Consider the following 26,789-nt stretch of genomic DNA (forward strand, 5'->3'; position numbering starts at 1 on the left):
GTATTAGTCTATCCAATCTACAATAAAGAGATTTGTATCTCTACCACCTCCATTATTTCTATTTGAAGAGAAGGCTAGTTTTTTTCCATCATTTGAAAAAACTGGAAATGCATCAAAGGTTTCTCCATGAGTAATACGTTCTAGATTTCTGCCATCTAGATCTATCATATATAAATTAAAAGGAAAACCACGTTCTGCTTCAAAATTTGAAGAAAATAGAACTTTTTTACCGTTAGGATGAAAGAAAGGACTCCAGTTAGCATTACCCAAACGAGTGAGTTGACGTAAATCAGAACCATCTGCATTGCAAATGTAAAGTTCCATTTCTGTAGGTTCTACAAGACCTTGAGCAAGTAAATCTTTGTATTTTTTGATTTCTTCCTCTGTCTTTGGACGTGATGATCTAAAGATGAGTTTTGTGCCATCTGGAGAGAAAAATGCACCTCCGTCATAGCCTAATTCATCGGTGATTTGTTGTACATCAGATCCATCAATGTTCATGGTATATAGTTCTAAATCACCACTACGTGTTGAAGTAAATACGATTTTATCTCCTTTTGGAGATACTGTAGCTTCTGCATCATAACCTGGTTCATTTGTTAGTTGACCTGTAATATTTCCTTCAAGGTCTGATACAAAAATATCAAAAGTGTCATATACAGGCCAGACGTAATTGCCGTTTTTGCGTAAAGGAACTTCAGGACATTCTTTATCTCCTAGATGTGTAGATCCATAGACAAAAGATGTATTGTCTGGAAGAAAGTAAGCACACGTAGTACGCCCCATTCCTGTAGAAATCATAGGGGGTTTGCTATTTTCAAATGTTTCTCCGAGATTCATTAAAAACATTTGATCACATTCTAATCCCCAATCTGCATAATTGGATTGAAAAATTAATTGTTTATCATCAAAACTCCAATACGCTTCGGCGTTATCTCCTCCAAAAGTAACTTGTTGAATATTCTTAAAATGAACTTCTTCTGGATAGATTAATGGATTGTCTTGAACTTTTACAACGGTTTCTGAGTTTTTGGTTTCAGGAATTGATTGTGATGTGTTTTCTTTGCAAGCAATACATGCAAAAATGATGACAACTATATAAAAGTGTTTCATACGAGTATAAATCATTAATTTTGTGCAAAAATACAGTATTCTTCTATGAAAAAACTCATTTTAGGTCTTGCATTGTTGAATTTGATCTCCTGTAAAAACGAGGTTTTCATTCCAGTTACAATAGAAAATGATGTAACTTTTCTTGCTTCAGATGATTTACAAGGTCGTGAGACCGGTACAGATGGGGAGTTAAAAGCAGCACATTATATTAAAGAACGTTTTGCTTCGATTGGGTTGTCTCCAAAAGGAAATGAAGATGCTTTTTTTCAAACATTTACTTTTGCTCCTAAAAATGATCCACATGGTGAGGTACGCTTTCGCGAAAGCGGAAATGACTCCCTCATAACAGGAACTAATGTAGTAGGATACTTGGATAATAAGTCATTAAATACCATTGTAATTGGGGCACATTATGATCATTTGGGCATGGGTGGTGAAGGGTCTTTGCATAGAGAAGGAGCTGCTGTTCATAATGGTGCAGATGACAATGCTAGTGGTGTGGCAGTCATGTTACAACTAGCTCAGAGACTTCAAGAAGATTCTTATAAGAGTAATAACTATCTTTTTATTGCTTTTTCTGGAGAAGAGATGGGATTGTTAGGATCTAACTTCTTTACCAAAAATGCAACAATACCTCTTTCTGAAGTTAATTATATGATTAATATGGATATGGTAGGAAGACTTAATGAAGAGAAGGCAATTGCTGTTCATGGTACAGGAACGTCACCTATTTTTCCGCAGATCATTTTTTCTGTAAATACAGATTTTAAAATTGCTGAGCATAAAAGTGGAGTAGGACCTTCTGATCACACGTCTTTTTATTTGAATGATATTCCAGTGTTGCATTTATTTACTGGACAGCACGATGATTATCATAAACCGGGAGATGATAGTGAAAAGCTTAATTATGAAGGAATGCGTATGATAGAGGAATATATCTTGCGTATCATTGAAGAGTTAGATAATAACGGAAAGCTTGTATTTACAAAAACAAAAGATGAAAGCGCATCTGTACCTAGTTTTAAAGTAGGATTGGGTGTTGTTCCTGATTATCTTTTTTCTGGTAAAGGAATGCGTATAGACGGGGTGAGCGAAGGTAGAGCTGCTCAAAATGCAGGATTAGAAAAAGGAGATGTAGTAATTAAAATGGGAGATAGTATAGTGGTAGATATGATGAGCTATATGCGAGCACTTTCTGCATATGATGTAGGAGATGAAACAACGATAATTGTTGATAGAAAAGGGGAGGAACTAATCAAAGAAGTATTATTTGTGAAGGATTGATACGCTTTCGCGAAAGCAGAATAGACGTATTTTAAACACATAATATAAGTAATAGATATCCACATTATAGAGGATGGTAATTAAAAGATTAACATGGCAAAAATAGGAGATATAGATGTAGGAGATTTTCCGTTGTTACTAGCACCTATGGAGGACGTAAGCGACCCGCCTTTTCGCGCATTGTGTAAAGAGCAAGGAGCAGATGTAGTGTATACAGAGTTTATTTCTTCTGAAGGCTTAATACGTGATGCTGCAAAAAGTGTTATGAAACTAGATATCTATGAAAAAGAACGCCCTGTAGGAATTCAGATTTTTGGAGCTGTTTTAGAATCTATGCTTAAAAGTGTAGAAATTGTAGAGGCGAGTGGGCCTGATATTATTGATATTAATTTTGGGTGTCCAGTAAAAAAAGTGGTTTCAAAAGGAGCTGGAGCTGGGATTTTAAAAGATATCGATCTTATGGTAAGCCTTACAGAGGCTATGGTAAAGCATACGAAGCTTCCAGTTACAGTAAAAACTCGTCTAGGATGGGATCATGATAGTATTAAAATTGTTGAGGTAGCAGAGCGATTACAAGATGTCGGTTGTGCTGCTATTTCTATCCATGGTCGTACCAGAGCACAAATGTATAAAGGAGATGCCGATTGGCGTCCTATAGCAGACGTGAAGAATAACCCTAGAATGCATATCCCGGTATTTGGAAATGGAGATGTAAATACGCCTGAGCGCGCTGTTGAAATGCGTGATAAGTATGGGCTTGATGGAGCTATGATAGGTAGAGCAAGTATTGGGTATCCTTGGTTTTTTAAGGAAGTAAAACATTTTATGAATACTGGGGAAAAACTTAAACCTCCCACCTTAGAAGAAAGAATAGAAGCGGCACGTCGTCATTTACAAATGTCTATAGATTGGAAAGGAGAGATTTTAGGAGTATTTGAAACTAGAAGGCATTATACAAACTATTTTAGAGGGATTCCTCATTTTAAAGAATACCGTATGAAACTTGTTACAAGTGATCATAGTGAAGATGTATTTGCGGCAATGGATCTTATCGAGAAAAAGTTTGCAGGATACGAATTTGTGTAATTATCCCTTATGCAAGAATTTATTGTTTATTCTACTAGAAGCTAGTTTTGCAGCTAGAACTCCTAGTGTAAGAATTGTTGTGTATACTATTATTAGATTAAGAAATTCAAAGCGCATAGGGTAAGGAAGTGAAGCGGTAATGTTTACAAGTCCAAATTGTTGTTGTGCAAATACAATGATGCTTCCTAAGATAATTCCTATACCTCCTCCTATAATGATCATAAGCGACCCTTGAAAGAAGAAGCTTTTACGTATTGCACTTAATGAAGCACCAAGATCAGAAAGTGTTTTGATGTTTGCCTTCTTGTCAATAATGATCATAATCATACTACCTACAAAACTAAATAGGGCAATAATAAGGACAAGTGTACATATAAAGTATAGAGCTAAATTTTCTGTGTTGAGCATTTTGTATAATGCATCGTTTAGTTCGGTTCTGTTTTTTATGGTAATAGCGTTTGGGAAAATTGCATTGATAGCCTCTCTTGTTTGAACTTCATTTACATCTTCTGTAAGCTTTATCTCAATAGTACTTATTTTATCTATAGGGTAATCTAGTAAATTGCCTACAAAATCTATATTGGCAAATAGGTGATCATTGTCTAGAGATTCTCCTGCTTGAAAAATACCACTTGCAACAGCACTAGATCTATTAAAAGCTTGTGAGGGATCTGTAATTTGACCTGTACCAGGTTTAGGAACCATAATTCTCAATAGGTTTCCATAGTCACTAATTCCTAAAGATAACCTACGTCGTATTCCAAACCCTATGGCAACTTCGGGTTCTCCTACACTAGGCCAAGTTCCGGCAAATAATGTAGTGTCTACTCGGTTTACATTAAGATAATTCTCATCTACTCCTTTTATAAAACCAAGATGTGTTTTTCCATCATATTCAAGATAGGCGCGTTCTTCTATAACTTTAGAATAATAAAAAATTCCAGGTGTCTTTGCTAGCGCATCTTCTTGATCAGAATTTATTGTGATTGTTTTTCCTTTATAGGGAAAGACTTTAAGATCAGGATCTATCACAGAGGTAACAGAAACATTATAATCTTTTAGTCCAGCAAAAGCAGATAATACAATAAGAAGTACTGCGGTGCCTATAATGATGCTTATGACAGAAACTAATGTAATAATATTAATTGCATTTGTTCCACTCTTAGAAAAGAGATATCGTTTTGCAATATATAGGGAAAACCGCATTTATGATTTTCTTCTTTGATCTAGTAGAGAAGGATCTTCAATAGGATTATCTCCTCCTTTTAAGGATTTGTCAATACCATCCATATATTCTAAGGAATCGTCTATGTAAAATTGCAATTCAGGCATGCGTCTTAATTGGTGACGCGTGCGTTGAGAGATTTCATGTCTAATAATGGGTTTAACTAGATTTACTTCTCGTAAGATATTTTCTGCTTCGGCGTTTGGGAAAACACTCATGTATACTTTTGCGATAGAAAGGTCGGTAGGGACTTTTACTTTAGAGATGGATACAATTATTCCTCTGTGTCCACCATCACGTAGGGCATTTTGTAATACATCTGCAAGATCTTTCTGCAAAACACCAGCTACTTTTTTCTGTCTATTTGATTCCATAGGGCAAAAATACGTTTTTTATAGATTGTACTACTTTTGTATTCTGTGTTTTCGATAGGAAAATATACGCTTTCGCGAAAGCATACTCATATTAAAACTAAAATTGATGGATAAAATTGAACATATAGGAATTGCAGTAAAGAATCTTGAAGCGTCAAATCTGTTGTATGCTAAATTGCTCGGTAAAGCACACTATAAAATTGAAGAGGTGCTTACCGAGGGTGTACGTACTTCATTTTTTGAAGTAGGGCCTAATAAAATAGAACTCCTTGAAGCAACTACTGAAGATAGTCCTATTGCAAAATTTATTAATAAAAAAGGAGAAGGAGTGCATCATATTGCTTTTGCTGTCGAAAATATAGAAAAAGAGATGGCTCGATTAAAAGAAGAAGGATTTATATTGCTTAATGAAAAACCTAAGCAAGGTGCTGATAATAAGCTTGTAGCATTCATTCACCCTAAGACTGCAGGTGGTGTTTTGGTAGAATTATGCCAAGAAAATAATAATAAGCAATAAAATTCTTTGCTCTATTGAGTATTTGTCATAAATTTGCACCCGTTTTTGGTCCCATAGCTCAGTTGGTTAGAGCATCTGACTCATAATCAGAGGGTCCTTGGTTCGAGCCCAAGTGGGACCACTTTTTTTTGAAGTATTGTATTTTATTTGTTTTTTGAGTTAGGATAATTACTGTTACAGTTGTTTTATATAAAAACACATAAAGTACAATGGAAGTGTATCTTAGTCAAATCGCTTTGGATAATATATTTTGTGACCTCCATCATGCGTGTAAAATGTAGTAAAATGCTACTCTTTGCATTTATGGTGTTTTTTTTTGTCGGTGTGGGTTGAAGGTTATATTTTTTGCAAAAAAAACAAGTATTTGCTTGTTTTTACCGATAAAATGCTTATTATTGTCGACCAAAAGCACGTTTTTTAATATACTAACACTATAGTAAGAGCGTTATATAGAAATACATTTTGAATTATATATTTTTGTAGTCTATGAGCCCCAAACTCAAGTACTTCGTATTAACCTTAATTCTGCTTGTAGTGGGAACGACTAGTTTTGCCCAAGAAGTAGTGACTGGTGGTCCAATGCCACCTCCTCCTCCTGCACCAGGTGGAGAGCGTATCCCTTCGCTTCCAGGTCTTGCTGTTCCTTTAGATGAAAATATAATGATGCTTCTAACTGCTGGTTTGCTAGTAGGTATTGTGTATTTTTATAAAAACCGCACTATTAAAGCGTAATTAGTACGCTTCAGTTAATCTTTTTACGTACTTGCCAATTACATCAAATTCTAAGTTTACAATTGTGTTTTCTTTGATGTCTTTAAATACGGTGTGCTCATATGTATATGGTATGATGGCTACGCTAAATCCGTTTTTTATAGAATCAACTACCGTAAGACTTACACCATTTATAGTAATAGACCCTTTTTCTATAGTTACGTTTGATAATTTTAGATCGTAAGAGAAGTCAAACCTCCAGCTACCATCCTCTTCTTTTACACCAGTGCAAATGCCAATTTGATCAACATGGCCTTGGACAATATGTCCATCTAATCTTGCGCCAAGTACCATGGCGCGTTCTAGATTGACATCATCTTGTATTTGCAATGTGTGTAGATTTGTTTTTTCTAATGTCTCTTTAATAGCGGTAACGGTGTATTGATTTTTATCTATTGCTACAACAGTTAAGCACACTCCATTATGTGCAACGCTTTGGTCAATTTTAAGTTCTGGAGTAAGACGACTTTCTACGGTAATGTGTATATTTTCTTGCTCTTTTTCTATTTTGATAATTTTACCTAAATCTTCAATAATACCTGTAAACATGAATGACTATAATTTGGTTACTTTTGTGATGTAAAAATACAAAACCCATAGCTGGTATATAATGAAGAAAGATCAAAAAATTAAAGTCGGAATATCTATAGGAGATTTAAATGGAATAGGAGCAGAAGTTGTTTTTAAAACTTTTTCTGAAACTATGATGTTAGATTTTTGTACACCTATCATTTTTTCCTCTGTAAAAACACTTTCTTTTATTAAAAAGAAGTTAGGTAGCCAGGTAAACTTATATGGTGTAGATGTGTTGTCTAAGGTTATAGATGGTAAGGTAAATGTGCTTAACGTGTGGAAGGAGCCTGTAAAGATAGAATTTGGAGAGGCAACAGAAGAAACAGGTAAATATGCACTGTCTTCATTTACAGCAGCAACAAAAGCACTCAAAAATAGAGATATAGATGTTCTTGTGACAGCGCCTATTAATAAAGCGTCTATACAAAATGATGATTTTAAATTCCCTGGCCATACAGATTATCTTGCGCAAGAGCTTAATGGTGATGCTATGATGCTTATGGTTACAGATAACCTTAAAGTAGGACTTCTTACGGATCATGTTGCTGTAAAAGATGTGTCTACTCATATAACACCAGAAGTGATAACGCAAAAAGTGCAAACACTGTATGCTACATTGGAAAGTGATTTTGGTATTCGTTTACCTAAAATAGCACTGCTTGGTATTAATCCTCATGTAGGGGATAATGGGGTGATAGGAGATGAAGATGATAAAGTACTTGTGCCTACATTAGAAAAAATAAGAAGCACTGGAAAAATTGTATATGGGCCATATGCTGCAGATAGTTTTTTTGGGTCAGGTAATTATAAGAATTTTGATGCGGTTTTGGCAGCATATCATGATCAAGGTTTAATTCCTTTTAAAACACTGTCATTTGGTAAGGGTGTCAATTATACTGCTGGATTGGATCGTATCAGGACATCTCCAGATCATGGTACTGCTTATGAGATAGCTGGGAAAGGTGAGGCAGATCATAGCTCTTTTAGAGAAGCAATTTTTACAGCAATCGATATTTATAATAAGAGGCAGGGATATACAGAACTCACAAAGAATGTTCTAAAGGTATCTCCCCGTAAGCAAGGAAACAAAGGTCGTCATAACCCTAGAGAATAGAGAAATAATGTTTTCTTTGTATATATGAGATATAGGTAGAAAATAAATTTCAGTAAGAAGTTTTGGAATTCAGAAAAATATGTATCTTTGCACGCTCCTAACGGATGATGTGATGAAAGATTTGAAACTATTTACCATACAGTATGTAGGTTTAAAAGAAGGAGAACATAATTTTGAATATCAAATAGACAAGTCGTTCTTTGATCATTTTGAATTTGATGACTTTAATGGTGCAAACCTGTATGTTAATCTTGACTTTGTTAAAAAGGCAACATTAATGCAATTGCATTTTAAAGTTGATGGCACTGTGAATATAAATTGTGATCTCACTAATGAACCTTATGATGAACCTATAAAAGGTGATTTTGAGATTGTTGTTAAGTTTGGTCAAGAATATAATGATGAAAACGAAGAGATTCTTATTTTACCTTATGGAGAATATGAATTAAACGTATCTCAATATATATATGAACTAGTCATACTATCTGTCCCAAACAAAAGGATTCATCCTGGCGTTAAAGACGGAACATTAAAATCAGAAATACTAAATAAGCTTGAAGAATTAAGTTTAGGTGGTAAAAAAGAACAAGAAGACGACGATCAGTCAACAACAGATCCCCGATGGGATTTATTAAAGAAACTATTAACAGATAAATAAGAGTATACGTAATGGCACATCCTAAAAGAAAAATCTCGAAAACGAGAAGAGATAAAAGAAGAACGCATTACAAAGCTGCTGTACCACAAATTGCTGTAGATCCTACAACAGGAGAGGCACACCTTTACCACAGAGCACACTGGCACGAAGGAAAATTATATTACAGAGGTCAAGTAGTTATTGATAAAACTGGAGACGAAGTAGAAGCTTAAAAACTTTCTATGACCCATATAGCATAAAAACTCTCACGATGTGGGGGTTTTTTTTGTATATGTTTTTTGTAAAAAAAGTTAATTATTGGTTCGTTTTGACCAAATTTTAGTATTTTTCGCTCCCTTTTGTGTCCTTTTTGATATAGAATGGTAATAACCTAACTGAAGCAAATGAATAAAATCTCAGCGGCAATTACAGCTGTAGGGGCATATGTTCCAGACTACGTGCTCACCAATAAGATTTTGGAGACCATGGTCGATACTAACGATGAATGGATAACCTCAAGAACGGGGATTAAAGAACGTCGTATTCTTAAAGAAGAAGGTAAAGGTACATCGTACCTTGCTATTCAAGCAGCAAATGATTTGTTGAAAAAAACAAATCTTGATCCACTTGAGATCGATATGGTTATTGTTGCTACTGCAACTCCAGATATGCCAGTTGCATCTACTGCAGTCTATACAGCAACGCAAATAGGCGCTACAAATGCTTTTGCATACGATCTTACAGCAGCCTGTTCAAGTTTTTTGTATGGAATGTCAACAGCTTCTAGTTATATAGAATCTGGACGTTATAAAAAAGTATTATTAATAGGTGCAGATAAAATGTCTTCTATTATTGATTATACAGATAGGTCTACATGTATCATTTTTGGAGATGGAGCTGGAGCTGTTCTTTTTGAACCTAATGAAGAAGGATATGGATTACACGACGAAATCTTAAAATCGGATGGTGTAGGACGTGACTTTTTAAAAATAGATGCTGGAGGATCTATACTCCCTAGCTCTCATGAAACAATAAATAATAAACAGCATACCGTCTTTCAAGATGGGAAAACAGTATTTAAATATGCTGTTTCAAATATGGCAGATGTAAGTGATAAAATCATGGCTCGTAATAACCTGACGGGAGATGATGTAAGTTACCTTATTGCTCATCAAGCTAATAAAAGAATAATAGACGCTACCGCAAAACGTATGAAGCTTGAGGAAGACAAAGTTCTTATCAATATTCACCGTTACGGTAACACAACATCAGCAACCTTACCACTGTTGATGAGTGATTATGAAAACCAACTCAAAAAAGGGGACAAAATTATTTTTGCTGCCTTTGGAGGTGGATTTACTTGGGGATCAATTTATTTGACCTGGGCTTATAACTCCTAAAATTAAAACCTAAAAGACTAACAAACGTACTATGGATTTAAAAGAAATTCAAAACCTTATAAGATTTGTTGCAAAATCAGGCGCTAGTGAAGTAAAACTAGAAATGGATGATATTAAAATTACCATTAAAACTGGAAGCGATGAGGAAAAAGGTGCTACGACTTTTGTGCAACATATGCCAGCAATGGCTACAGCTCCAGCTGTTTCTGCACCAGTAGCTCAAGCTGCTGAAACGGCTGTTCCTGCAGTTCCAACCCCAGCAGAAGATGATAATTCAAAATATATCACTATAAAGTCACCAATTATTGGAACATTATACCGTAAACCCGCTCCTGATAAACCAGTTTTTGTTGAAGTAGGAAAAACGATTTCGGAAGGAGATGTTCTTTGTGTGATTGAAGCAATGAAACTCTTTAACGAGATAGAAAGTGAAGTTTCAGGTACTATTGTAAAGATACTTGTAGATGATTCTTCACCAGTAGAGTTTGATCAACCATTGTTTTTAGTAGATCCATCATAATCCCTTACGGGTATTTTTAATGTATTAGGAAGGGTTTGCTTTCGCGAAAGCAAAACATAAGCAATACAATACTGTATGCTTCCTAAAAATAAATTGAACACCTATGTTTAAGAAAATACTTATTGCAAATAGAGGCGAGATCGCTCTGCGCGTTATACGTACGTGTAAGGAGATGGGAATAAAAACAGTTGCTGTATACTCAACAGCAGATGAAGAAAGCCTTCATGTCAAGTTTGCAGACGAAGCCGTTTGTATAGGACCACCTCCTAGTCACGAGTCCTATTTAAAAATGGCAAATATTATTGCTGCTGCAGAAATTACAAATGCAGATGCAATTCACCCAGGTTATGGGTTCCTTTCTGAAAATGCAAAATTTTCTAAGATCTGTGAAGAGCACGATATAAAATTTATTGGAGCTACAGCAGAGATGATTAATAAAATGGGAGATAAGGCTAGTGCAAAAGAAACTATGAAAGCCGCTGGAGTACCTTGTGTACCTGGATCTGAAGGAATTATAGCCGATTTTGAAGAATGCCAAAAACTTGCAATCGAAGTTGGATATCCAGTAATGCTTAAAGCAACTGCTGGTGGTGGTGGAAAAGGTATGCGTGCTGTATGGAAAGAAGATGAACTACTAAAAGCTTGGGAAGATGCTCGACAAGAGAGTGCTGCTGCTTTTGGAAATGACGGAATGTATATGGAAAAACTCATTGAAGAGCCACGCCATATAGAAATCCAAATAGTTGGAGATAGTAATGGAAAAGCATGTCACTTATCAGAAAGAGATTGCTCAGTACAACGTCGCCATCAAAAATTAACAGAAGAGACGCCATCTCCATTTATGACAGATAAGCTGCGTAAAGATATGGGAGATGCCGCTGTACGTGCTGCAGAGTTTATCAAATATGAAGGAGCAGGAACCGTTGAGTTCTTAGTAGATAAGCATCGTAACTTCTATTTTATGGAGATGAATACACGTATTCAAGTAGAGCATCCTATTACAGAACAAGTAGTAGACTATGATTTAATACGTGAACAAATTCTTGCAGCAGCGGGAGTTCCTATTTCTGGGAAAAATTATTTCCCGCAGTTACACGCTATAGAATGTCGTATAAATGCAGAAGATCCTTTTAACGACTTTAGACCTTCACCAGGACGTATTACAACATTACACGCCCCAGGAGGTCACGGAATACGTATAGATACTCATGTGTATAGTGGTTATATGATTCCGCCTAATTATGACTCGATGATTGCAAAATTAATTACGACTGCACAAACACGTGAAGAAGCAATTAATAAAATGAAGCGAGCACTTGATGAGTTTGTTATAGAAGGAATAAAAACAACCATTCCTTTCCATAGACAATTAATGGAACATCCAGATTATATTTCAGGTAACTATACCACAAAGTTTATGGAAGACTTTGAAATGAAACCCGAAGCATAATATTGAAATTATATATAAAAAAGCCGATCTGAAGAGATCGGCTTTTTTGTTTTTTTTAAATATCATTATGATTATTTTTTGCTTACGATATGTATCTTTATCGTGCACTTGAAATAAGAAAAATTGAAAAAGAAAAAAATTTTAATTCTCGATTACTCAGTAGATAGGTTGGAAACACCTACAATTAAAAGCTGTTTGACAGAAGAGCATTGGGATGTGTCTTCGTTGTTTATAGATACAGAAGTATCTTTTCCAGATGATTTAATTGAAAAAGAGTATACGCATATTATCCATACAGGTTCAGCATTGTCTATAGAAGACACTGTTCCTTTTACAGAAAAGGCTATAAAGTATATTAGAGATGCTAGAGACAAAGGCATCTGGCAAATGGGCATTTGTTATGGGCACCAATTAATATGTAAATCGTTAGTTGGCCCTCAGGCAGTCAGATCTTCTCCTCATGGTTTTGAAGTAGGGTGGGGAAGTGTGAAGTTTGTAAATAATGCTAAGGATATACTAAACCTTGAAGGACAAGAACATGTTTGGCAACATCATTTTGATGAAGTTATAGCATTGCCAGAGGGATCTGAAGTTTTGGCAACAAATAATCATTCTGCAATACAAGCGTATATAAATTATAATCAGCGTTTATTAGGGACTCAATTTCATCCGGAATTTAATAAAAAAGTAGGAGATGATTATTTCTTAAATGATAGGATATTTATAGAGAAGAATAATGTAAATGTAGATGAGTTAGTTACAAATTGCCCTTCCTTTGATACTGCAAAAGTATTTTTTACGTATTTCCTCTCTCAAGAATAAGACTGAATCTATTCATATATAGGTCGTGTGTTTAAAATATCACGATGTATCTCGCCTGGATAGATCACATGAACAGGAATCTTTAGATTATACGCTTTACAAAGTTTAATAACATTTGCATCTATCTCTTGTTTAGAATAACGAGATGAAAAGTGATTTAAAATGAGTTTACCTACAGTGATTTCTGAAACCATCTGCAGAACTTCATTAAGTTTACTGTGCTTGTTCTTATTGGAACTGCTTTTTACAATCATGCCTTCTTGATCTTGAAGAAATGTAGATTCATGAATTAATATTTCAGAATGATCCCATGTACTATAATCATCTACAGGAGTGTCTCCAGCATATGATAGTATATTAGTATTAATCGTTTCCATGAGAGCATCTCTGCCTTTTATTTTAATTAAATCTTTAATGTTTTTGCCATCAAGATGTGTAAACTCTTTCCTTAGTTTTTGTTTTGTTTGAAATAGTTTAAAACTGAGACTTTTTGATATGCCTTGTGGAGCTTCTATATGTTCATTGCGGATGGCTTCTACAAATAAATCATTACGTATCGATATCGTGTCAAGATGTTCTAATTCATGCCAAGTTGCTCCTTGGATATGAGGATCAAATTTGTGTTGAAAATCTCTCATTGCTGGAAAAGAACCACTATGTTTTGGGTAATATATTTTAGGATATCCTTTTCTAGTGTTTAATTGATTTAATTGAAACAAGCCTGTAATGTGATCTCTGTCTGGATGTGTGATAAATACATGCTTAATCTTTCCAGATTTTTGTAATAGACCAGAAGTCACTCCATCTCCAGCATCAAATAAAAGACCTAGTTCTTCTATATTAATCCAAGTAGAAAATAAAGCTGTGGAGTAGGCTGTAATGTTTAGATTCATAATTAGGTTTTAATTTCAAATTTTTGCTGAAGTTTCAATAATTAAACTACTTATAATTTTAGATAAAAGATCTTTTTCTTTTTTTTTGAAAATAGTGATAATGAATAATGGAGTATTCTTTCCTTGATAATAATAAACTAATTGATATTCGTGTTTTTTATCTTTAGTACGTCCTATGTCTAGTACATAGATATTATTAACTGCTTGTATTTTTTTTCCAATTTTCGGATTGTGAGAAATGTCTTCTATAATATTTTCAATATGATCAGCATCATATTTTCTCTTGCTCTTTTTTTGAAATTCTATTCCAATAATAACAGTATGCATATAGAGTAAAGTTTATTCTTTGATTGATTTTGAAAAAATAATTGAGTTCTAAATGTATAATAAAAAACCGCCTCATCTGAGGCGGTTTTTTATTTATTTTTTGCTTTCGCGAAAGCAAACTATGAACAGTAAGTAGATTAACTCACTTTCTTGTTATTTACATAATCCATTAGGTCTACGTCATTTCCTAATAATACATCTGTAGGATTGATACGGCCTTCTAATGCTCCGTTTTCTAATTTTAGAACTCCACGAGGGCAAACAGCCGAACATACACCACAACCCACACAACTAGATCGTACGATGTTTTCTCCTTTTTGAGCATAAGCTCTTACATCAATCCCCATCTCACAACTGTTAGAACAGTTACCACAAGAGATACATTGCCCTCCATTTGTAGTAATTCTAAACTTAGAGAACATACGTTGTTGGAAACCTAAGACAGCAGCCATTGGACATCCAAAACGACACCAAGATCTATTTCCTAGGATAGGATAAAATCCTGTTCCTATTACTCCTGAAAAGATAGAACCTATATATAATCCATAGGCAGAGCGCAGTGTTCCTGCTTGCATAAAAAAGATTTCATCTGTTGTTCCTGTTAAGTGTATTACAACTAGAAGTAGCATTACTAAAGCATATCCTATTGCTCCATATCGTGCATCTTTTCCTAATTCTTGACGCTTAAAAAGCATCACTACTGCAAATATAGCCGTTAAGAATACTCCTATAAAAACAAGAAAAGTTGTTCTATTAAACCAATATTTGTCAGGATCGTATCCAAGATAGGTGTAAATGACTCCTACTGTCATGACTACAGAAAATACTAAGACCGTGTGTATTAACCAACGCTCAATTTTCCAAGCAGACATTTTCTTTGAAGATAGAGATCTAAAAGCATCTCCAGCAGTTTCGGCAAGACCACCACATCCACATACCCAAGAGCAATACCAGCGTTTTCCATACTTATACGTAAGGAATGGGGAGATCACAAAAATAGATAGGATTCCTAGTATAAGAAAGGCAAGACCTATCGTTCCAGAATTTATAAATCCATCTACACGCCATTGATCAAAAGCATAATAATTAAGCGGCCACATGTTCTTTAAATCATTATAAGGAACATCTGAGTTTAATCGATACATTAATTCAGGAATCATAAATGCAAATGCAAATTGGAATGACATGACAGATACAGTACGTAATTGCTGGTAACGATTATGACGATATTTTAAGATAAACTTATATCCAAATATGATAATAGCAACGGTATATAATGCACCGTATACAAACCATTCGCTAGCTTGCCGTCCACTTAAGAGATTACTTAAAGGGTCAAATAAAGAGACAAGCCCTGTATTTGCTGCTCCATCTTTACCAAGTCCTAGTAATTCTGCTTTAAAATATAAGACAATATAAAATGCAGTAAGTATGACTCCTAAAATCCACCCCCAAGTTCCTCTTGAAGAGATAGACTTAAACCATAATCCATCATTTTTAATCCCTTTTAACTTGGTAAGATAAGCGTCATTTGCATAAATAACAGTTCCTGTAGAAATAAGCCCTATAGCGATCGTTAGAAAAACTCCTTTATTAGGCATATCTACATTTGCCAAGGCAAGCACCATAATAAATAGTCCTAGAAAACCTAATGCAAGTGCCACTTTTTGTTTAATAGAGATGTCCTGTGGACTAGGCTTAGCTAGAGACATACTCTCGTTTAGTCTTGAATTCATTATATATAGTACTATGTGGTTTGTAATTGATTTTGATAAGCAGTAATAATATTTTGCTCGAAGTATTTATAAAACTCTGGGTCAAAATTGGCTTCTTTTAGATGTTCGATCACATAATCTGTAGATCGCTCTTCGGTAAGCCATTTGTCAAAGACTTCATGTCTCATTCTAATTCCAAAAGTATTTATTCCTAAGAATTTTCCTGAGTCTTTATGGGTAGATACAGTAATACATTTTGTATCATCTTCATGAATCCAGTGAAATTGTTGTTCGTATTCTTGTGGTCTTCCAAAAACCCATCCATATGTTTGATATTCTATATCTAAAAACTTAGCACTATTAAACCAATGACCTGGTTTGTACTCTAATGGATTGCCACAAATAGTTTGAGCAAGTGTTTCACCCATCATGCGTCCTGTATACCATACTGCTTCTATAGGACGACGCATTCCGATACCTTCGTGCTGTTCTGCGCAATCACCTATTGCATAAATATCTGGAATATTTGTTTCTAGTTTACGATTTACTTTAATGCCTCTTCCTAGCTCAATACCACTATCTCTTAAAAAGTCAACATTTGGTGATACTCCAGCAGTAAGTCCTACAACATTACACGGTAGTTCTTCTCCTGTTTCTTGGATGACTACGGCACGTGCACGTCCGTTTTCGTCAGATAAGATTTCTTTTAGATTTGTGCCTAAGCGTAAATCAATATGGTGATTTTTAATATGACGATTTATCATCCCACTTTCTCCAGCTGGTAATACACCATTCCAGAAACTATCTTCTCGCACTAAAAATGTGACAGGAATATTACGAGAACGTAGCATTTCTGCCATTTCAATACCAATTAATCCTCCTCCTACAATAACAGCACGATTACATGCTTTGTTGTCAGGTGCATTTTTTTCTAGAGCATCAAGATCTTGTTTTGAATACATTCCTTGAACGCCTTCTAAGTCTTGACCTGGCCATCCAAATTTGTTGGGTTTTGAACCCACTGCAAGTACAAGTTTATCATATGCCATGGTGCTTCCATCTGCAAATTGTAATTGTTTATTTGCATGATCTACGGTTTCTACAAAAGCACGTTTAAGATCGATCCTGTTTTTTTTCCAGAAATAATCTTCATATGGTTTTGTCATATCATATTTCATATGACCCATGTATATATACATAAGTGCTGTACGAGAAAAGAAATGATCGGTCTCTGCAGAAATTATGGTTATTTTTTTGTCAGATAACTTTCGAATATGTCTAGCAGTTGTTACGCCAGAAATTCCATTACCTATGATAACAATATGTTCTTCCATATGAGGGTAGTTGTTTTTTAGCTTTCGCGAAAGCATTATAAATAGCAATCGCAATAAAATTCCTAATTAAGGTCGTCTTAAAGATAATGAACTTAACAATGTGCCTGTATTTAGAATTATTTTAAATAATGAATTAAAATGTAAGGTCTATGTGGTTTTTACTACGGGGATTTTTTTTTAAAAAAAAGGAAAATTTGACAACTAGTTTTGTAAGACTATAAAAAAAATAACGACAGAAGCCAACATAAAAATTGAAATTAAAATGAAACGAATAGCCACTCTTTTTACTTTATTATTTGTTGCCGTGAGTTACGGGCAAAATGTAGATACGTTTATAAATAAAGCAGATGTATTCTTTAGTACATATATAAAAAATGGACGTGTAGATTATAAAACTATTAAAAGTAACCCTGAAACACTTAATGAACTTGTAACTCTCGCAAAAGGGGTGCGTGTTTCAAAAAGCGATGCAAAAACATACCAGGCTTTTTGGATTAATGCATATAATATTACTGTAATAAAAGGTATTGTAGAGAAGTATCCTGTAAAAGGACCTTTGAAAATAAATGGATTTTTTGATAAAACAACTCATGAGATAGGTGGTACGAAAACAACGCTAAATGATCTTGAAAACAAATTACTTAGGAAAGTATTTCCTCAAGAAGCACGTTTTCATTTTGTATTAGTATGTGCAGGTTTAGGATGCCCTCCTATTATTAATGAAGCATATACCCCTGCAAAATTAGAAGCACAATTACAAAGACAAACAACAATAGCACTTAATAATCCTAACTTTATTAAAGTAAAGGGGAATAAAGTCCAATTATCTCAAATCTTTGAATGGTATAAAGGAGACTTTACTCAAAATGGGAACGAAGTAGACTATATCAATAAATTTAGAAAAGAAGCAATTCCTGCAAAAGCAAAAGTTTCTTACTACCCATATGATTGGACATTAAACCAAGTAAAATAACATTATAAGAATACAATTTTTTATAAAAAGACTTCCTACCTGATCTGCATAATTGAAAATGATCAGGTTTGGGAAGCACAAACCAAAAAACACAAAATGAAAAAGATTTTTACACTAGCGTTAGTTACATTATTTACCATAAGCGCCTTTGCACAAGATGATACAGATAACGATGATCAAGGAGGTTCTGTAATACAAAACTTAACGCCATCAAAATTGATAGGAAAAGGACAAGTTGACATTAAATGGTTTAATAACTTATTTACCCAAACTAGAGAGGCAAATAGTAATGGAGATGTGATAGACGTCGCAAGACAGAATTTTTTCACCTCTACACTTGATGTATTTTATGGGGTTTCAGAAAATAGAAGAGTGAGTGTAGGAGCTATTTTAGAGTTTAGATCAAATACTATTGGAGGAAGAGGAGCATTTGATGTATTTAGTTTTGATGGAGAGAGAGGAACTGCTAGAAGTGGTATTACAAGTATAGCCCCTAGTGTTAAGTTTGTTCCTTTTAAAAGTGTAAGTAATTTTTCTATTCAGAGTTCTATTGTAATCCCACTTATTGATAGTGAGTTTGATGATGGTGTTTTCTTTGATCAAGATGGTTTTACATTTCAAAACAGATTTTTCTATGATCTTCCTTTAGGAAGTAGTAATGAATGGCAATTGTTTTTTGATCTAAATACAGAATTTAATTTTGGAGATGACTTAATTTTTGATACTGGTGATGGAAGATCTGAAGGAAGTTTTGCAAATGATAGTTTACGTCTTACTCCTGGAGTATTCTTAAGTTACTTCCCTAGTTCTAAGTTTACAGTACAAGTATTTGGTCAGCATTTTCAACTTATAGATTTAGGAAATGATTTTGAGCAAGACTTAACAGCTATTGGAACTGGAGCAAAGTACCAACTTACAAAATCCTTAAACGTAGAGGCATTGTTTAGCTACTTTGCGAGAGGGAATGATTCAGGATTAGGAGAATCCTATAATCTAGGGCTTCGTTATGTCCTTTAAGAAATAGTATACATCGCCTAGTCGAGGTACCCCTATACATCTTCTAGGCTATCGTATCCAAGTGTCTCGCAAAGTTTTGAAACCGGTTATAGAAGCTTTGCGAGCCTTTTTTAAGATTACATTTTTGGTAACCCTAATTTATACTTAGGGTTTTTACCGTTTATATTAACACGTTATACTGGTGCTGAAGTTGTGATGAATTTAACACAGAGATATCTGTATAATACTGTAATTTGATCCATAAAAAATAACTATGCATCCAAGTATTCGCTTTTTTATAATCTTTCTTTTTCTTGTGCAAAATAGTGTAGCACAAACTGAAAAAATCAATGGTATAAGTTTTGTCGCTTCACGAGATAAAGTCACGCAAGAACATGTAAAACCAGTAATGCATGTAGGGGCAAATTATGCTGCGGTCATGCCTTTTGGGTTTGTAAGAGGATTAGATAACCCTTCGGTTGTTTATAATACAGATAGACAATGGTTTGGAGAGCGACGTGATGGTGCAAAATCTTATATCAAGTTATTGCAGTCTAATGGTATAAAAGTGATGGTCAAACCTCAAATATGGATTTGGAGAGGAGAGTACACTGGGTATCTTAAAATGGATACCGAAGAGAAATGGAAGATGCTTGAAGAATCGTATTCCAAATTTATACTTGATTATGCGACACTTGCTCAAGAAACCAATGCTGAGTTATTTTCTATAGGAACAGAACTAGAACAATTTGTTGCAAATCGCCCAGAATACTGGAAAGGTCTTATCAAAAAAGTGAAAGCTGTGTATACTGGAAAACTTACTTATGCCGCAAATTGGGATGAATATAAACGAGTTCCTTTTTGGGATGAGATGGATTATATTGGGGTAGATGCTTATTTTCCATTGTCGGAGATGGAGACACCAACAGTGGAGAGTGTGATAGATGGATGGCGATGGTGGAAAGGAGAGTTGTCTGCTTTCTCAAACACACATGCTAAGAAAATTCTTTTTACGGAGTGGGGATATCGTAGTGTCGATTTTACAGCAAAAGAACCTTGGACTTCAGATCATTCTGTGACTACCGTAAATCTAGAAGCACAGACAAATACTACACGAGGGACTTTTGAAGCACTTTGGAAGGAAGATTGGTTTGCAGGTGGATTTATTTGGAAATGGTTTATCCATCATTCAGAATCTGGAGGAAGTAATAATAATAGATTTACACCTCAGAATAAACCAGCAGAAGTTGTAATAAAAGAATATTATGAAAAGGATTAATCTATTATTTGGATTCTTATTTTTACTAGTTGCTTGTGGTTCTGACGACACGGTCATTGAACAAAATGATACATTAGCGGCACTGGTTGCTCAGCAAACTATTGAGATAGATAATGTCATAGCTTGTGCATCGGGTTCTGTAAACCCTAATGAGATTATTGCGTATGTATACCCAAGACCGGGCGCAACAGACTTACGCTATTTTGAAACAGAAAATGCAAGTGTAGATAAAAATGATTATCAAAATTACGTCCAAATAGATCTTCCAGAAGAGAATTTTTTTAATGGATATCTCAAAACGTTTACAAGACAAACATCTCAAGAGAAATGGGTGATTATTAGCTTTCGCGAAAGCGGAATATTACATCTCTCAAATCCTATACGATTAAGACATCAATCTCAGAATACTAATTTTAGTATGGATGTAGCTATTGATCAATCTCAAATAGGAACACCACTTTTTAAATGGGAAACTATTGTACAGCCTTTAGATGCTATTTACTTTCAAGTAGTGTCTGATGTGTCTAATGAATTGCTCTCTGGAACTTATACGTTTGAACCTCAATTTAGATACTATGAATTGGACAATGTAGTGCTCAATATTACACAAGAAACTCCTCCAGATTTGATTGATGGAGATACGTATGGTTTTACGCTTATGGGAGTGAGTGAAGATAATTGGGTAAACACATTATTACAAGTAAATTTTGAGTCAACATTCTGATCTTAAATGTAGTAAAGTCATTACGTGTTTATAAATATACTTTGTAATTATCTACTAGATATTTCGTCTAAATCCTAAAAACTACAAAAATCGAAATTGATATGAGAAAAACCATCTTCTTGCTGGTTTTAATGGTCTCTTCTTTTGCAATATCTCAAGAAGCAATTATTACGAAAATTGAAATAAACGGACTTAAACGTACTAAAGAATCTTTTATAAAACGACTTGTCAAAGTAAAACCTGGAAGCGTTTATGACTCCTTAAAAGTGGCTACAGATGTAGAGCGCCTTAATAGACTTGCTGGGGTTGCCAATGCGACGTCAACGATTGTCAAAAACTCCGAAACAGATTATAACCTTACGTATACTATTGTAGAAAACTTTACTATAATTCCTGGAATACGAATTTCTCAAGCAAATAACGATGAAGATGTTGCTTTTCGGGTTTCGGCTTTTGAGTTTAATTTGTTTGGACGAGGACAGATTATTGGAGGGTTTTATTCTAGAGATGTTTTTGATTCTTATGGTATATTTTGGGAAGCACCTTTTTTGTTTACAAATAAATTAGGGTTAGGAATTAACTATCAAGATAATGTCACTTTTGAACCTATTTTTGTAAATGATGACTCAACTTCTGAAGATTTTAGATTCCAAAATAAAGCATTTCAAGCAAGTCTTATTTATGAGTTTGATTTTCATAATAGAGTAGAGTTGGGGTTTTCGGTAGGAAGTCAAGATTATTTAGTAGAACCAGATCAACCAGATCTTGGATTGCCAGATCAATTAGAAGCAAATAGTGTAGGGATTATAAGTGAGTATGAATATAATGATCTGGATATAGAATATCAATATGTTTCAGGTTTTAGAAATCAAGCAAATGCTCAGTATATATTTAATTCTGGAGGTGAAGAATTCTTAGAAGATGCTTTTGTAGGAACAAATGATCTTGAGTATTTTTTTAGAATTGGAGAGCGAGGAAATTTGGCAAATAGATTGCGTTTGTCTTATACCACAAATGAGGATTCTCCTTTTGCGCCTTTTGCATTGGATAATCAAATTAATATTAGAGGGGTAGGAAATACTGTAGATCGTGGGACGGCTTCTGTCGTTATTAATACCGAGTATAGGCATACACTTTTAGAAAAAGGCTGGTTTGTAATACAGAGTAATGCTTTTATAGATGCAGGGTCTTGGCGTACTCCAGGAAATGATGTCAATCAACTCTTTGATGGGAGTACGATTCGTGTTAACCCAGGACTAGGAGTGCGTTTTATACATAAGCGTATTTTTAATGCGGTCATTAGATTGGATTATGGCTTTGGTATCGGAGAAAATGAAACAAGTGGACTTGTTTTTGGGATTGGACAGTTTTTTTAAAGATAAACACTGCAATAATACTAGTTTTAGCGTTTGAACTAATTATATTTACGTATTCTGATTATAAAGGATAATGCTTAAAAAATCGATACTATTACTCTTTCTTCTATCCTTGTCTTTACAAGGATATGCTCAGGAGCAATATATAGAAGATGTAAAAGTGCAAGGTAATAAGCGCCTTAAGAGTTCTTTTGTTAGATTAATAAGTGATGCCAAACAAGGGCAAGTTCTAGATTCTACAGTTTTAGATCACGATATTATTAGATTAAAAAGGTTACCAGCAGTCTCTCATGCATATTATCAAGTTTTTTACTCTAATGAGACTAATAGTTATAATGTCTTTTATAATATAGAAGAGAATTTTACGATTAACCCTCAACTTAATGTATATACGACAAATGATGATGAATTTGCTTATAGAGTAGGCTTGTATGAGTTTAATACTTTAGGTCGTAATATTGCTTTTGGAGGATTTTATCAAAGAGATACTTTTGATTCGTTTGGTTTTAACCTACGAGCTCCTTTTGTATTTAATAATAAGATAGGTTTAGCTTTAAATTTTCAAAGCTTAACGACACAAGAACCTGTATTTCTAGAGGAAGGCACAGCAGACTATAAATATAATAACACCTCATTTGAAATCTTAGGACTATATTCTTTTAACTTTAAGCATAGAATAGAAACTGGAGTAACCATTTTTAACGAAGATTATGAATATCTTTTTGGAGCAACTAGTGATCTTGTTCCTCAAGCATTAAGTGTAGATAAGTTATTGTTTAAAGGAGTATATGAGTATGATAATTTGGATTACTATTATCAATATACTTCGGGCTTTAAGAGTACATTTAATATCCAGTATGTCATCGCAAGTAATGAGACATTACCCGATTTTTTGATTTGGTGGAATGATTTTCAATACTTTTTGAGAGTTGGCGAAAAAGGAAATTGGGCGAGTAGATTGCGTGGAGGTCTAGCTACAAATGCAGACTCTCCTTTTGCACCTTTTTCTGTAGATAATAATTTAAATGTTCGAGGGGTAGGAAATACGATTGATCGCGGTACAGGCGTGATTGTTCTTAATACAGAATATCGATATACACTTGTAGATAAGACTTGGTTTGCTATTCAAAGTAACGCATTTGTAGATGCAGGTAGTTGGCGTAATCCTGGAGGAGATTTTGGAGATTTTGGAGATGATCAAAATATACGAATTTATCCAGGTGTGGGTTTTCGATTTATTCATAAGAAGATCTTTAATGCTACTTTTAGAGTAGATTATGGATATGGTATTACCCAAGGAGCCACCAGCGGATTAGTCTTTGGAATTGGACAATACTTCTAACTAAAATAGTACATATGAGACGTGTAATAAAAACAATTCTTTTTTTAATAGTTGTAACTATGGGTATGACAATAAATGCACAGACTGACTTTGAGCAAAATGGAATAAGTATAGGTGTTGTTGTTTCTGATCTTGAGGCTTCAAAGATTTTTTATACTGAGGTTGTAGGGATGAAAGAAGTACCGGGATTTAGTGTTACAGGTGATATAGGAAAAAGTACTGGTCTTACAGGAGGATTGCCTTTTGATGTAACAGTACTTAAACTAGAAGATAACCCTACAGCTGCACAATGGAAATTGATGAGTTTTAAGAAGGGAGCTACACACCCTAAACAAAAACATATTCAAGATGATACAGGGATGCAGTATATTACAATCTTTCCTAAAAATATAGCACTGGTTATAGAACGTATTAAGAAAAATAATATTCCGACATTGGGTGAAACACCTATACAATTGCCAGATGGAAAAACATTTGTGCTTATACAGGATCCTGATGGTACATTTGTAGAGTTGATAGGGGATTTGTAATCTATACCTATAATATTATAAGATAACACTTCTGTAAAAAAAAGTTCTCAAGTACATAGCTTGAGGACTTTTTTTATACTTGTAATAGTATGATAAAATTATTAGTGCTATTATTCTTCTGTAAAAACTAATGTTCCTTTCAGTGTAAAATTATCGGCAATAACATTCTCTTTAAGGCTTTTAAAAATAGAAGGAGAATTATAATTGATATCATATTGAGTACGGTCCATAGTGTGATTAAAATCTATAGTAATATGAGTCTCTGTTTTGGTAATGCGTACTTCAATTAACTCTGTATTTGTTTTGCCTTTTATTGTCATTGCTCCAGTAAGAATACAATCAATACTTGTTATGTCTACAGATTTTAATAGTTTAAAAACAGCTGTTTTGTGTTTTTTTACGTGAAAAAAATCTTTACCACGTAAATGCCCAGAGAGTTGTACGTTCTCTTGATATAGAGATGTCATATCTACTACAATAGTAAGCGCTTGTAGTTTTGAATCTGTCGCTTGTATCTCTATGTCTTTAATTTTTAGAGTACCTTCTGGTGTATAGCTTCCCAAAGCTGCTTTTCCTTGCCAAGTGAGTGTATTGCTTTCTTGAGTAGGTGTATGTGTATTTTGACTCCAGATAATGGATGTAATCATTATAAAGAGTATGCTGAAATATGTTTTCATAATTAGTTGTTTAAAAGATGGGTTGTTGTGTTAATGGTGTCGTAACCGCAAATAGTTTCTCCGTCTTCTGTGATACCTATAAAGTACCATAGAGCCCAACCTCCATATAGGTTTTTACCTATGCGCTGATTATCTGTCCAACTATATGGAGTTCCTTGAAGCAATTGTTGTTTTTTAGAGCCAAAAGTTTTGTCTAATTCTTTAAGAGGATATGATTTTCTAAGATTCCAAGTGCCGTCATAAAATAAATACGCTCCATAATCTATAATCTCAACAGGACTTTCTTTACAAAGTATGGAGGTAAGATGTTTCCAATAATAACGATCTCCAATTTTTATAGGATCGTTTTCTTTAGGAAAATTAATCACGTCAATTGCTCTTCTAACGTTCTGTAACTTTTCGGGCAATGGTTCGTTTCCTTTGGGACCACTCCAGTCTCTTTGCGCTAAGAGAGATGTGGTACATAGGACAAGACATATAATAAGATACTTCTTCATCGTTTGTACGTTTTTGTTTGATACAAAGATGAATTAAGAAAGAGATACGAGTCGTCTCAATTCTGATAATGACACATTTTTTGAAGTCTCAATTTTAAAGTTGAACCTGTTAAAGTGTTGATTTTAGAGAGCTAGGAGGCTTTCCGGTAATTTTCTTTACAGCTCTATTAAATGAAGCTTTTGAATTAAAACCTGCGTCATAAGCGAGAGCAAGTAGTGTATAATTGTTGTTTTTAGGATCTTGTAATGCTCGTTTTACTTCTTCAATGCGAAGTTCATTTACATAATCTGTAAACTTTTTTTGAAGTATGGTATTTAAAGATTTTGTAATCAGGTAAGGTTTTGTTTTTAGCTTTCGCGAAAGCGTACTTAACGTCAATTCGGGATCCTTATATAAAGATTCTTCTATCATTATTTTCTGAATACCTACAGCAATTTTTTCTAACTGTTTTTGCTCTTTATCGGAAAGCTGTTGAACAATTTTAAAAGCTTCATCCTTGCGTCTAGAGAATCCTTCGATTCCTAACCAATAGGTAATAATTGCCATTCCTATAAAGACAGGGTGTCCATAAAATAGATTGCTGGCGAAATTAAAGAAAAAGTAATCTATGAGAATCCCTAGCACATACACAATGGCAAATATCTTTATGACTCGTACAACACGATTGATCCAATCTAATTTGCCTTGTATGAGTTGGTATTTTACTTGTTGAGGAAGATGTTTGAGTAGCTTTTGAGCCCTCGTTGTGTAGTAAATAAGAAGCATGCTTGAGATTATATACATGGTAGGATATAACATCCAAGCCATATATCCGTAATACCCTAACCAGGATAAACTCTCTCGTGTACCGTCCCAGTAAAAATTTTGTGATTTTATAAAGAAACTCCAAATGATTTCAATGATAACGGGTAAAAAATGGATGTAATCTTTTCGCTTTAAGCGAAAATCTGGTTGCACATAACTCTTTACAAAAAAGAAGAGTAATGTCCCGTAAATCCAATTGTATTCTAGAAGGATTTGATACCAGAAATCATATCGAAGATACCCGAAAACCTTGCATGTTTCTACGATAAGGCGATAAGAAAAAAAGAAGAGAATAGCTGCTAGAAAACGATTTGCATAAAAATGCATGCTTTTCTTTTGGCATAAAATAGCACCATAGATAATTCCTTGAAAAGCTCCTATAGATAATAGTATGATTAAGATAAGGTCAACCGATTTCACCCCTCTAAGATAATG

Annotated in this window: 29 protein-coding genes and 1 tRNA gene; 19 read left to right on the plus strand and 11 right to left on the minus strand. The window is 34.2% G+C overall.

The window, feature by feature from the left end:
* Nucleotides 1–3 precede the first annotated feature (3 nt).
* A complete protein-coding gene (locus tag ABJD27_RS07145; protein WP_348162278.1) occupies nucleotides 4–1,113 on the minus strand; it encodes a hypothetical protein in 1,110 nt (369 codons plus the stop codon).
* A 45-nt stretch (nucleotides 1,114–1,158) separates the two neighbouring features.
* Between ABJD27_RS07145 and ABJD27_RS07150 the strand changes: the two genes are divergently transcribed.
* Complete coding sequence (locus ABJD27_RS07150; RefSeq protein ID WP_348162276.1) at nucleotides 1,159–2,397, plus strand: M28 family peptidase; 1,239 nt, start codon at nucleotides 1,159–1,161, stop codon at nucleotides 2,395–2,397.
* 93 nt (nucleotides 2,398–2,490) lie between these two features.
* Nucleotides 2,491–3,483 (plus strand): tRNA dihydrouridine synthase DusB, encoded by a 993-nt coding sequence (gene dusB / locus ABJD27_RS07155; protein WP_348162274.1) that lies wholly within the window; start codon nucleotides 2,491–2,493, stop codon nucleotides 3,481–3,483.
* Here dusB and ABJD27_RS07160 read toward each other — a convergent pair whose 3' ends face one another.
* Together ABJD27_RS07160 and rbfA are read right to left on the minus strand one after the other, a co-directional pair.
* Nucleotides 3,484–4,689, minus strand: coding sequence for an FtsX-like permease family protein (locus tag ABJD27_RS07160; RefSeq protein WP_348162272.1), 1,206 nt, complete (start codon nucleotides 4,687–4,689; stop codon nucleotides 3,484–3,486).
* Complete coding sequence (gene rbfA / locus ABJD27_RS07165; RefSeq protein WP_348162270.1) at nucleotides 4,690–5,082, minus strand: 30S ribosome-binding factor RbfA; 393 nt, start codon at nucleotides 5,080–5,082, stop codon at nucleotides 4,690–4,692.
* Between the two features lie 106 nt (nucleotides 5,083–5,188).
* Here rbfA and mce point away from each other — a divergent pair, with 106 nt between their 5' ends.
* From mce to ABJD27_RS07180, 3 genes are all read left to right on the plus strand, one after another.
* Nucleotides 5,189–5,599, plus strand: coding sequence for a methylmalonyl-CoA epimerase (gene mce / locus ABJD27_RS07170; RefSeq protein ID WP_348162268.1), 411 nt, complete (start codon nucleotides 5,189–5,191; stop codon nucleotides 5,597–5,599).
* 47 nt (nucleotides 5,600–5,646) lie between these two features.
* Nucleotides 5,647–5,720, plus strand: a tRNA-Ile gene (locus ABJD27_RS07175).
* Nucleotides 5,721–6,085: 365 nt separating this feature from the next.
* Complete coding sequence (locus ABJD27_RS07180; protein ID WP_348162266.1) at nucleotides 6,086–6,331, plus strand: hypothetical protein; 246 nt, start codon at nucleotides 6,086–6,088, stop codon at nucleotides 6,329–6,331.
* Here the strand turns inward: ABJD27_RS07180 and ABJD27_RS07185 are convergent, their stop codons facing one another.
* The gene (locus ABJD27_RS07185; protein WP_348162264.1) at nucleotides 6,332–6,919 is read right to left on the minus strand and encodes a riboflavin synthase; all 588 of its coding nucleotides are present in this window, start codon (nucleotides 6,917–6,919) and stop codon (nucleotides 6,332–6,334) included.
* A gap of 61 nt (nucleotides 6,920–6,980) precedes the next feature.
* Here ABJD27_RS07185 and pdxA point away from each other — a divergent pair, with 61 nt between their 5' ends.
* The 7 genes from pdxA (at nucleotide 6,981) to ABJD27_RS07220 (ending at nucleotide 12,886) form a co-directional block, all read left to right on the plus strand.
* Nucleotides 6,981–8,057, plus strand: coding sequence for a 4-hydroxythreonine-4-phosphate dehydrogenase PdxA (pdxA, locus tag ABJD27_RS07190; protein ID WP_348162262.1), 1,077 nt, complete (start codon nucleotides 6,981–6,983; stop codon nucleotides 8,055–8,057).
* A gap of 112 nt (nucleotides 8,058–8,169) precedes the next feature.
* Nucleotides 8,170–8,715 carry a DUF177 domain-containing protein gene (locus ABJD27_RS07195; RefSeq protein ID WP_348162260.1) on the plus strand — a complete coding sequence of 182 codons (546 nt, stop codon included), beginning with the start codon at nucleotides 8,170–8,172 and terminating at the stop codon, nucleotides 8,713–8,715.
* Between the two features lie 11 nt (nucleotides 8,716–8,726).
* Nucleotides 8,727–8,927, plus strand: a complete 201-nt coding sequence (gene rpmF / locus ABJD27_RS07200) for a 50S ribosomal protein L32 (RefSeq protein ID WP_299678189.1) — start codon at nucleotides 8,727–8,729, stop codon at nucleotides 8,925–8,927.
* Between the two features lie 171 nt (nucleotides 8,928–9,098).
* Nucleotides 9,099–10,094, plus strand: a complete 996-nt coding sequence (locus ABJD27_RS07205; protein WP_348162258.1) for a beta-ketoacyl-ACP synthase III — start codon at nucleotides 9,099–9,101, stop codon at nucleotides 10,092–10,094.
* A 31-nt stretch (nucleotides 10,095–10,125) separates the two neighbouring features.
* Nucleotides 10,126–10,614, plus strand: coding sequence for an acetyl-CoA carboxylase biotin carboxyl carrier protein (gene accB / locus ABJD27_RS07210; protein WP_348162256.1), 489 nt, complete (start codon nucleotides 10,126–10,128; stop codon nucleotides 10,612–10,614).
* 103 nt (nucleotides 10,615–10,717) lie between these two features.
* Nucleotides 10,718–12,064 (plus strand): acetyl-CoA carboxylase biotin carboxylase subunit, encoded by a 1,347-nt coding sequence (accC, locus tag ABJD27_RS07215; protein WP_348162254.1) that lies wholly within the window; start codon nucleotides 10,718–10,720, stop codon nucleotides 12,062–12,064.
* A 123-nt stretch (nucleotides 12,065–12,187) separates the two neighbouring features.
* A complete protein-coding gene (locus tag ABJD27_RS07220; RefSeq protein WP_348162252.1) occupies nucleotides 12,188–12,886 on the plus strand; it encodes a hypothetical protein in 699 nt (232 codons plus the stop codon).
* 8 nt (nucleotides 12,887–12,894) lie between these two features.
* Here ABJD27_RS07220 and ABJD27_RS07225 read toward each other — a convergent pair whose 3' ends face one another.
* The 4 genes from ABJD27_RS07225 to ABJD27_RS07240 form a co-directional block, all read right to left on the minus strand.
* Nucleotides 12,895–13,779 carry an MBL fold metallo-hydrolase gene (locus ABJD27_RS07225; protein ID WP_348162250.1) on the minus strand — a complete coding sequence of 295 codons (885 nt, stop codon included), beginning with the start codon at nucleotides 13,777–13,779 and terminating at the stop codon, nucleotides 12,895–12,897.
* 15 nt (nucleotides 13,780–13,794) lie between these two features.
* Nucleotides 13,795–14,106 (minus strand): hypothetical protein, encoded by a 312-nt coding sequence (locus ABJD27_RS07230; RefSeq protein ID WP_348162249.1) that lies wholly within the window; start codon nucleotides 14,104–14,106, stop codon nucleotides 13,795–13,797.
* A gap of 137 nt (nucleotides 14,107–14,243) precedes the next feature.
* Complete coding sequence (locus tag ABJD27_RS07235; protein WP_348162247.1) at nucleotides 14,244–15,842, minus strand: 4Fe-4S dicluster domain-containing protein; 1,599 nt, start codon at nucleotides 15,840–15,842, stop codon at nucleotides 14,244–14,246.
* Nucleotides 15,843–15,853: 11 nt separating this feature from the next.
* Nucleotides 15,854–17,155, minus strand: a complete 1,302-nt coding sequence (locus ABJD27_RS07240) for an FAD-dependent oxidoreductase (RefSeq protein ID WP_348162245.1) — start codon at nucleotides 17,153–17,155, stop codon at nucleotides 15,854–15,856.
* Nucleotides 17,156–17,417: 262 nt separating this feature from the next.
* Here ABJD27_RS07240 and ABJD27_RS07245 point away from each other — a divergent pair, with 262 nt between their 5' ends.
* The 7 genes from ABJD27_RS07245 to ABJD27_RS07275 all read left to right on the plus strand — a co-directional run bounded on the left by ABJD27_RS07245 (nucleotide 17,418) and on the right by ABJD27_RS07275 (nucleotide 24,375).
* Nucleotides 17,418–18,128, plus strand: a complete 711-nt coding sequence (locus ABJD27_RS07245; RefSeq protein ID WP_348162243.1) for a DUF547 domain-containing protein — start codon at nucleotides 17,418–17,420, stop codon at nucleotides 18,126–18,128.
* Nucleotides 18,129–18,224: 96 nt separating this feature from the next.
* Complete coding sequence (locus tag ABJD27_RS07250; protein ID WP_348162241.1) at nucleotides 18,225–19,145, plus strand: hypothetical protein; 921 nt, start codon at nucleotides 18,225–18,227, stop codon at nucleotides 19,143–19,145.
* 253 nt (nucleotides 19,146–19,398) lie between these two features.
* Nucleotides 19,399–20,403, plus strand: a complete 1,005-nt coding sequence (locus ABJD27_RS07255) for a glycoside hydrolase (RefSeq protein WP_348162239.1) — start codon at nucleotides 19,399–19,401, stop codon at nucleotides 20,401–20,403.
* Entirely contained in the window at nucleotides 20,390–21,127 is a 738-nt protein-coding gene (locus ABJD27_RS07260; protein ID WP_348162237.1) for a hypothetical protein, read from the plus strand. Before ABJD27_RS07255 ends, ABJD27_RS07260 begins: the two co-directional genes overlap by 14 nt.
* A 101-nt stretch (nucleotides 21,128–21,228) precedes the next feature.
* Entirely contained in the window at nucleotides 21,229–22,503 is a 1,275-nt protein-coding gene (locus ABJD27_RS07265; protein WP_348162235.1) for a POTRA domain-containing protein, read from the plus strand.
* A 73-nt stretch (nucleotides 22,504–22,576) separates the two neighbouring features.
* Nucleotides 22,577–23,845 (plus strand): outer membrane protein assembly factor, encoded by a 1,269-nt coding sequence (locus tag ABJD27_RS07270; protein WP_348162234.1) that lies wholly within the window; start codon nucleotides 22,577–22,579, stop codon nucleotides 23,843–23,845.
* Between the two features lie 14 nt (nucleotides 23,846–23,859).
* On the plus strand, nucleotides 23,860–24,375 hold the full coding sequence (locus tag ABJD27_RS07275; protein WP_348162232.1) for a VOC family protein: 516 nt from the start codon (nucleotides 23,860–23,862) through the stop codon (nucleotides 24,373–24,375).
* A 110-nt stretch (nucleotides 24,376–24,485) separates the two neighbouring features.
* Here ABJD27_RS07275 and ABJD27_RS07280 read toward each other — a convergent pair whose 3' ends face one another.
* The 3 genes from ABJD27_RS07280 to ABJD27_RS07290 all read right to left on the minus strand — a co-directional run bounded on the left by ABJD27_RS07280 (nucleotide 24,486) and on the right by ABJD27_RS07290 (nucleotide 26,774).
* Nucleotides 24,486–25,052 (minus strand): YceI family protein, encoded by a 567-nt coding sequence (locus tag ABJD27_RS07280; RefSeq protein WP_348162230.1) that lies wholly within the window; start codon nucleotides 25,050–25,052, stop codon nucleotides 24,486–24,488.
* 2 nt (nucleotides 25,053–25,054) lie between these two features.
* Entirely contained in the window at nucleotides 25,055–25,549 is a 495-nt protein-coding gene (locus ABJD27_RS07285; RefSeq protein WP_348162228.1) for a hypothetical protein, read from the minus strand.
* 109 nt (nucleotides 25,550–25,658) lie between these two features.
* Nucleotides 25,659–26,774, minus strand: a complete 1,116-nt coding sequence (locus ABJD27_RS07290; protein WP_348162227.1) for a helix-turn-helix domain-containing protein — start codon at nucleotides 26,772–26,774, stop codon at nucleotides 25,659–25,661.
* Nucleotides 26,775–26,789: the final 15 nt, after the last annotated feature.

The organism is Dokdonia sp., assembly GCF_039945015.1.
In the GTDB taxonomy this organism is placed as follows: Bacteria; Bacteroidota; Bacteroidia; order Flavobacteriales; family Flavobacteriaceae; genus Dokdonia.